We start from the raw sequence: 7,881 nt of genomic DNA on the forward strand, positions 1-7,881 counted from the left end.
CTGCGGAAACATCAGCGTCTGCGCCAGCGGCAGCACCGGACCGGCCCTCCCTCTCTGCATCTGCGCGCACAGCAGCGAGAACAGCAGCATGCCGTGCGCGACGGTGGCACCGAAATGGGTGCCGCGCGCGAACGCCGGATCGCAGTGGATCGGATTGTCGTCGCGCGACAGCCGCGCGAAGCGATCGAAGTCCTGCTGCGTCAGCACGCGCGGCGCGGACGGTACGGCGGGCCCGGAAGGCTGGGAAGGCTGCGGGATGGCCATCGTCACTGCGGGACCTCGACGATGCCGCCGGTGACTTCGATGCGGTCGCCGGCGGCGGGGTTGGCGGCAAAGCCGGGAACGTTGGACGGCTGGATCGCCGGCGCCGGCGAGTTCGGCGTACCACCGCGCGGCACCGTGCGCACCACCTGCGACGGCGGCAGCGGCGTGCCGTTGCGCAGATGGTCGTACATCGCGTCGAGCGCGCGGTTCAGGTACAGATGCAGCGGCACGTAGCGGTTGCCATAACCGGGCACCAGCGCATTGAACGCGTCGAAGTGCTGGGCGTTGGTCACCTCGACATACGACAGCCGGCTCGCCGCGCCCTCGCGCTGCCGGTTCAGCCCCAGGTACGGGCGCGAGGTGTGGTTGACCGGCAGCAGCGCATCGTCGCGCCCGTGCACGATCAGCGCCGGCTTGCCGCGCAGATTGCCGTTGCGCAGCGTCAGCCGCTGGCCGACCTGCAGCGCGAGGGCCTGCGGCGAAATGCCGGTCACCAGATCGCGCAGGCAGCGCGCGCCCGCGGTGTTGGCGTCGTCGACCGGCGAGCCCGGCGAGCGCGACAGCAGATCCCGGCGCGGTCCGCGCGGATCCAGGTCGTTGATCAGCTGCACGCCCGACGACGGCGGCACGCCGTTGCCGGTCGCGAACATGTTGGCCATCTGCGCCTGCGTCACCGGCGCCGGTTCGAACGCCGCGTTGATGCCGCTGAAGCTGTAGCCGCACAGCCGGTCCGTCACGCTGGCGCGCGACAGCGCATTGGCATAGGTCACCGCCACCGCGCTGGAGACCTCGAAGAAGCCCAGCGAGGCGTGCAGCACCGCGGACTCCGGCTCCCAGCCGTAGTCGCGCAGCGCCTGCTGGGCGTTGGCGGCCTGCTCGGCCAGCGTCGCGCCCTTGATGATGCCGGCGCTGGCCAGCGCGGCGCAGCGGTTGGTCGGAATGGTGCCCAGCGTCGCGTAGAAACCGACCGCGGGCGCCTGCGCGTTGGCCGGGTCCTGCGCCGCGCACAGCTGCAGCAGGTTGGCCATCGTCGTGTAGTCGTACAGCGTGCGGCCATTGACGGCCACCGGCGTGCCGCCGCGCCGCACGGTGATGCCGGCGTCCTGCGGCATGTTCAGGTTCGGCTCGCTGACCGCGACGCCGTCGATCAGGCCCTGCACGTCGGCCTCCGCCGCGGCGACCGCGGCGCCGCCGCCATTGGACAGGCTCGAGGCGATCACCAGCAGCTTGTCCTTGTCGATGGTGCGGCGGCGCTGGCCGTCACGCATCTCGCCATGCCGGTCGTTGATCGCCCAGAGGCCGAATTCGATCGCCTGCAACGTGAACAGGCCCCAATCCTTCTCGGGATTGCGCTGCGAATGCGCGTGCTTGAAGGCGAGCCGATGCGGCGCCGCGGCGATGAAGGCGGCGCGCGCGTTGTCGTCGATCGGCGCGGCGAAATGCGCCTCGCGGCCGGCGGCGGCGCGGCTGGTGCGGGTGCCGTCGATCAGCGCGACGGTGTCGTTGGCGAGATCGTGCGGCGCGGCGCCGGTACCCTTGTCGGTATAGGCCACCGCGCAGCCGCGCTTCAGGCCCCATTCGCCGGTCGAGATACCGCCGTAGACGCCGCGCGAGCCGGACGACGTGGCGGTGATCAGGCACGGCCGCGCGGGATCGAAGCTGGCCGGGATCTGCACCATCATCGTAACGTTCTGCCGGCCGCTGCCGTCGTCGGCATAGGCCAGATACTCGACGCCGGGGATCTTGCCCTGGCCGCCGGTGACGTTGCCCTGCGCGTCGACGTTGGGCCCGTACAGCGTGCCGTAGCCGCCCGCGGCGCTGACATCGACCAGCGCCTGGTAGTTGCTCCAGATCGCGTAGCGGCGCAGCTCGGTGCGGGTCGGCGCGTTGGGATCGGCCGGCAGCGGCGCGGTCCCGGCCAGTCCGTCCTTGCCGAGCCCCGCGGTCAGCAGATCGTCGGCGTTGCCGTCGTAGTCGTGCACCGTCAGCGAGCCGATATAGGCGGGACGCTGGTTGACCGGCGCGCCATGGTCGTCGTCATCGTCGGAGCCGCAGCCAACGAGCGCCATGCAGGCCAGCGGAATCAGCAGCGGAACCAGCGGCGTCCGCCCTGCCGATCCTGCCCTTGCCGTGGCCCGGCCGCGCCGCTGCCCTGCCGCTTCGCTTCGGTGTGTCTGCTGCATCGTGGTCTCCTTGGATGGCAACGCCGCATGCGAGCGCCGCATCAATGCTGCCGGTATTGCATGCGCAGCTTGTGTTTTTCGATCTTTCCCGACGGCGTGCGCGGCAACGCGTCGACCACGCGCACGTGGCGCGGCACCTTGTAGCCGGCCAGAAGCTGCCGGCAATGCGCGATCGCGTCCTGCGGATCGAGCGCGGCGCCGGGCCGAAGCACCAGCAGCGCCATGCCGACCTCGCCCCAGCGCTCGTCGGGCACGCCGATCACCGCGGCCTCGGCGACCTGCGGCAACGCGAACAGCGCCTGCTCGACCTCGGCCGGATAGACGTTCTCGCCGCCGGAAATGAACATGTCCTTGGCGCGATCGACGATGTAGTAGTCGCCGTCGGCATCGACATAGGCGATGTCGCCCGAATGCAGCCAGCCGTCGCGCAGCGCGGCCGCGGTGGCCTCGGGCAGGTTCCAGTAGCCCGGCGTCACGCCCGGCCCCTTGATCAGCAGCTCGCCGCGCTCGCCCGGCGCGACATCGTTGCCGAGCGGGTCGACCACGCGCGTCAGCATCGAGCCGACCGGCTTGCCGATGGTGCCCGGCTTGCGGCGTGCGGTGTCCTCGTCGGCGACGAACACGGTCGGGCCCGTCTCGGTCATGCCGAAACCGAAGCAGATCGTCACGCCCTTGGCCTGGTACGCCCGCAGCAGCGGCAGCGGCACCGGCGAGCCGCCGGCCGCGCAGCTGCGCAGCCGCGACAGGTCGGCCCGTTCGAAGTCCGGATGCTGGGCGAGGAACTGGTAGATCGACGGCACCGCGAAGAACATCGTGATGCCCGCGCCCGAGCGCGCATCGAGCCGCGCCAGCGTCGCGCCCGCATCGAACTGGCGCGCGACGTGCACGGTGCCGCCGGCATGCAGCACCGGATTCGCGTACAGGTTCAGGCCGCCGGTATGGAAGAACGGCAGCACCGCCAGCATCACGTCGTCGCGCGTGATGCGGTTGGCGATCGTCGCGTTGACGGCGTTGAAGAACACCATGCCGTAGGTCTGGATCACGCCCTTGGGCCGGCCGGTGGTGCCGGAGGTGTACAGCAGATGCCAGACCTCGTGTTCGTCGCGGCAAGGCATCTCGACGGTGCGCCCCGACGCGGCGGCCAGCACCGCCTCGTATTCGGTCCAGCCCGCCGGCACATCGGCCGCCTCGTCGTCGGCCAGATGCAGCACCGCGCGCAGCGCGCGCCCGCGTGCCAGTTCGGCGGCGACATGAAGAAAGCCGTCGCCGGCCACCAGCACCTCGGGCATGCAGTCGTCGAGAATCGGCGCGAGCTCGGCTGGCGCCAGCCGCCAGTTCAGGCAGACCATCACCATGCCGGCCTTGGCGCAGCCGTACAGCATCTCGAGATAGTCGGCGCTGTTGTGCGCCAGCACGGCGACGCGGCTGCCGGGGGCCAGCACGAGCGTCTGCGTCAGGTATTCGGCGAAGCGGCTGGCGCGCTCGTCGAACTGGCGGTAGCTGATCCGCCGGCCGCTGTCGACATCGACCAGCGCGATCTTGTCGGGGCGGTGCCGTGCGTGCTTGTGCAGCCAGTCGACTACGTACATGGGCGCCCCGCGTCGCGTTGGACTTCGATGATGAACGTCGTCATGGTCGTCATCGCGCCGCGCGCAGACGTCCCACGATGCCTTGCGGGAAATAATAGACGCTGAGCACGAACAGCAAACCCAGCCACAGCAGCCAGCGATCGGGATGCAGCAGCGAAGACAGCAGCGGCAGCGCCGCGGTGGCCTCGCTGGCGAGCTGCATCACGTCCTGCAGATAGGTCTGCGCCAGCAGGAACAGCACGGTGCCGATCACCGCGCCATACATCGTGCCCATGCCGCCGATCACGACGATCAGCAGGATGTCGACCATGATCTCGAACGACAGCGAGGTATCCGGGCCGTTGTAGCGCAGCCAGATCGCCATCAGCACGCCGGCCAGCGTGGCGAAGGCCGCGGACAGCACCGTCGACACCGTGCGGTAGACCACCGTGCGGTAGCCGATCGCCTCGGCGCGGAAGTCGTTCTCGCGGATGGCCTGCAGCACGCGCCCGAACGGCGAATTGACCACGCGCAGCAGCATCAGGAACAGCACGGCGGCGCCGGCCAGCACCAGGTAGTACGAAAACAGCTTGCCATTGAGCGGCACGCCCAGCCATTCGATCGCCTCGCCGTCGGCATCCTCGAGCGCGAAGCCCGGCGTCAGCAGCGCCGGTACCTTGAACGACAGCCCGTCCTCGCCGCCGGTCCAGGCCGACAGCTGCGACACCAGCGTGGCGAAGGCGGTCGCCACCGCCAGCGTGATCATCGCGAAGAAGATCGCGCGCACGCGCAGCGAGAACAGCCCGATCACCAGCGCCAGCAGCATCGACACCGCCAGCGCGCCGGCGATGCCCGCCAGCAGCGCGCCCCAGCCCGGCTCGAAGCGCGTCATCGCGATCGCCACGCCATAGCCGCCGATGCCGAAGAACATCGTGTGCGCGAACGAGACGATGCCGGTGTAGCCGAGCAGCAGGTCGTAGCTCGCCACCAGCACCACGAAGATGCAGATCTTGGCGGCCATGTTCAACGCGCGCGCGCCGGGGATCAGGAACGGCGTGCAGAGCAGCGCCAGCAGCAGCAAGAGCAGCAGCACCGTCAGTGCGCGGCTGCGCGGGGTATCGCCGGAGAGCAGTCGGATCATGATGCGGTCGGTTCCTTTGCCATGCGATGTGACGCGGCGACAGGCCTCAGCGCCGCGCCACCGGATACAGACCCTGCGGCCGCCACAGCAGGATCAGCACCATCAGCAGGATGTTGGAGAACAGCGCCACCTTGGGAAACAGGAAGCCGGTGTAGTTGGCCATCAGCCCGACCAGCAGCGCGCCGACGAAGCAGCCGGCGGTCGAGCCGAGCCCGCCGATGATGATCACGATGAAGATCAGCACATTGACCTGCGCGCCGATCGCCGCGGTGATGTTCTGCTGATAGAGCCCCCACAGCACGCCGCCCATGCCCGCCAGCCCCGCGCCGACCGCGAACACGCCGACGAACAGCCGGCGCACGCGATAGCCGAGCGCCTCGACCATCTCGCGGTTCTCGACGCCGGCGCGGATCAGCAGGCCGATGCGCGTGCGGTTCAGCACCAGCAGCATCGCGATGAAGACGGCCAGCCCCAGCACCACGGCGATCAGCCGGTATTTCTCGATCGCGGCATCGCCCAGCAGCACCGCGCCGCGAAAGCTCGCCGGCAGCGTCAGCGCGATGGTCTCGGGTCCCCAGATCGCCTTGATCAGCTGTTCGGCGACGATCATGCCGCCCATCGTGATCAGGATCTGCTTCAGATGCTGGCCATAGACGGGACGCACCACCACGCGCTCGAAGGCCAGGCCCAGCGCGCCGGCCACCGCCATCGCGGCGAAGATCGCCAGCGCGAACACCGCCAGGTTCAGCGCCAGGCTGTCGGCCTCGACCCAGGGCGCCAGCGGCAGCAGCACCGAGGCCGCGATATAGGCGCCCAGCGCGATGAAGGCGCCGTGGCCGAAGTTCAGCACGTCCATCAGGCCGAACACCAGCGTCAGGCCCGACGACACCACGAAGATGATCATGCCCATCGCCAGGCCGGCGATCGTCAGCGTCAGCCAGGTCGAGCCGCTGCCGATCAATGGATACGCCAGCAGCATCAGCAGCGGCGCGAGCGCCAGCGGCAGCCAGTCGAGCCGCGCGGCGGGCAGATCGGTGGTATTCGCCGCCGGCGTGGCATCGGCTGGGACGGAGGTCACCGGAGATGGGGGTTCGGACGCGGTGCTGCCAGCGGTCATGGTCAGGTTTCCTCGGGAACGGCGGACATCACGGCCGACTTCGCGGCCGAAGTCACGGGCGGCATCGTCAGGGCAGACATCATTGGTGCGCGGCCAGCGACAGCCCCAGCAGGCGCTGCTGCAGGCTCTCGTCGGCGGCGAGCTCGGCCATGGTGCCGGCGTGCACGACGCGGCCGTCGTCCATCACCGCCACCGTGTCGCCGACCGCCCGCGCCATCTGGAAATTCTGCTCGACCAGCAGCATCGACACGTCGGTCTGCTTCAACTCGCGAAACACTGCGATCATGTTCTGGATGATGGCCGGGGCCAGCCCCTTGGTCGGTTCGTCGACGATCAGCAGCCGGCGCGGCTCGACGATGGCGCGCGCGACCGACAGCATCTGCTTCTGGCCGCCGGACAGCACGCCGGCGCGCTGATGCCAGAACACCTTCAGCGCCGGGAACATGCGCAGCACCCAGTCGAGCCGCTGTGGATCGGCCGGCCCCTGGCGCGCGGCGAGCCGCAGGTTCTCGGCCACCGTCAGGTCGGAGAACACGCCCATGTTCTCGGGCACGTAGCCGATGCCGGCCTGCGCGATCGCCGGCGTGTCCAGCGCGGTGATGTCCCTGCCGTCGAATTCGATCCGGCCGGCGCCAGCCCGCCACAGGCCCATCACCGTGCGCAGCGTGGTGGTCTTGCCCGCGCCGTTGCGCCCGAGCAGCATCGTGACGCCGCCGCGCGGCACCTTGAGCGTGACGCCGTGCAGGATGTGATACGGCCCGATATGCGTCTGCACGCCGGCGAGGCGCAGCAGCGGCTGCGCGGCGGCGTGCGGCGCGGAGATCGAGGTGGCGTGCTCAGCCATCGGCACCCTCCCCCTCGGCCGGCAGGCCCAGATAGGCCTGCTGCACGATCGGCGAGGCGATCACCTCGGCCGGATCGCCATCGGCCATCAGGCTGCCGTTGTGCAGCACCACGATGCGATCGGCCAGCGAGCGCACCACGTCCATCTTGTGTTCGACCAGCAGCACGGTGTGCGCGCGGTCCTGCTTGATCTCGCGGATCAGGTCGAGGATCACCGGCACCTCGTCGACGCTCATGCCGGCGGTCGGCTCGTCGAACATGAAGACGCGCGGGCGCAGCGCCAGCAGGATCGCGACCTCGAGCTTGCGCTGGTCGCCGTGCGGCAGCGCGGCCACGGCCAGGTCGCGCTTGGCCGCCAGCGCGACCCGTTCCAGGCAGCGCTCGGCCTCGGCATTGACGCCGCGATGGCTGCTCCAGACCGTCAGCAGATCGAGGCCGATGCGGGCGCGCGCCTGGACGGCCAGCCGCACGTTCTCGAGCACCGACAGGTTCGGAAACAGGCTGGTCAGCTGGAAGGCCCGGCCGATGCCGCGGCGCGCCTTGGCCGATGCGCTCAGGCCGGTGATGTCGCGGCCGTACAGCGCGATACGGCCGCCGGTCGGCGCCAGCTGGCCCGAGATCAGGTTGAAGTAGGTGGTCTTGCCCGCGCCGTTCGGGCCGACGATGCAGGTCAGCTCGCCGGCGCGGAACGCGCACGACACCGCGTTGACGGCCACATGGCCGCCGAAGCGGATCGTCAGGTCGCGGGTTTCCAGCGCCGGCTGT

Annotated in this window: 7 protein-coding genes; all 7 read right to left on the reverse strand. The window is 69.9% G+C overall.

Annotated features, from left to right (window positions below; genetic code table 11):
* Nucleotides 1–264: MaoC family dehydratase (locus B551_RS25130; RefSeq protein ID WP_172682453.1), on the reverse strand; the 264-nt coding region annotated here is incomplete at its 3' end.
* Between the two features lie 2 nt (nt 265–266).
* Complete coding sequence (locus tag B551_RS10105; protein WP_043438596.1) at nt 267–2,447, reverse strand: D-(-)-3-hydroxybutyrate oligomer hydrolase; 2,181 nt, start codon at nt 2,445–2,447, stop codon at nt 267–269.
* Nucleotides 2,448–2,488: 41 nt separating this feature from the next.
* A complete protein-coding gene (locus B551_RS10110; RefSeq protein WP_006579678.1) occupies nt 2,489–4,036 on the reverse strand; it encodes a long-chain fatty acid--CoA ligase in 1,548 nt (515 codons plus the stop codon).
* Nucleotides 4,037–4,085: 49 nt separating this feature from the next.
* Nucleotides 4,086–5,156 (reverse strand): branched-chain amino acid ABC transporter permease, encoded by a 1,071-nt coding sequence (locus tag B551_RS10115; protein ID WP_006579677.1) that lies wholly within the window; start codon nt 5,154–5,156, stop codon nt 4,086–4,088.
* Between the two features lie 46 nt (nt 5,157–5,202).
* Nucleotides 5,203–6,273, reverse strand: coding sequence for a branched-chain amino acid ABC transporter permease (locus tag B551_RS10120; protein ID WP_083492565.1), 1,071 nt, complete (start codon nt 6,271–6,273; stop codon nt 5,203–5,205).
* A 79-nt stretch (nt 6,274–6,352) separates the two neighbouring features.
* A complete protein-coding gene (locus B551_RS10125) occupies nt 6,353–7,117 on the reverse strand; it encodes an ABC transporter ATP-binding protein (protein WP_023264005.1) in 765 nt (254 codons plus the stop codon).
* Nucleotides 7,110–7,871 (reverse strand): ABC transporter ATP-binding protein, encoded by a 762-nt coding sequence (locus B551_RS10130; RefSeq protein ID WP_083492566.1) that lies wholly within the window; start codon nt 7,869–7,871, stop codon nt 7,110–7,112. Before B551_RS10130 ends, B551_RS10125 begins: the two co-directional genes overlap by 8 nt.
* Between the last annotated feature and the right edge of the window lie 10 nt (nt 7,872–7,881).

It is taken from the genome of Cupriavidus sp. HPC(L), from assembly GCF_000307735.3.
GTDB lineage: Bacteria > Pseudomonadota > Gammaproteobacteria > Burkholderiales > Burkholderiaceae > Cupriavidus.

What these genes read in the sequence shown, in the direction of transcription:
- B551_RS10105 (WP_043438596.1), bottom strand. Translation starts at nt 2,447, where the DNA reads ATGCAGCAGACACACCGAAGCGAAGCGGCAGGGCAGCGGCGCGGCCGG.
- B551_RS10115 (WP_006579677.1), bottom strand. Translation starts at nt 5,156, where the DNA reads ATGATCCGACTGCTCTCCGGCGATACCCCGCGCAGCCGCGCACTGACG.
- B551_RS10110 (WP_006579678.1), bottom strand. Translation starts at nt 4,036, where the DNA reads ATGTACGTAGTCGACTGGCTGCACAAGCACGCACGGCACCGCCCCGAC.
- B551_RS10125 (WP_023264005.1), bottom strand. Translation starts at nt 7,117, where the DNA reads ATGGCTGAGCACGCCACCTCGATCTCCGCGCCGCACGCCGCCGCGCAG.
- B551_RS10120 (WP_083492565.1), bottom strand. Translation starts at nt 6,273, where the DNA reads ATGACCGCTGGCAGCACCGCGTCCGAACCCCCATCTCCGGTGACCTCC.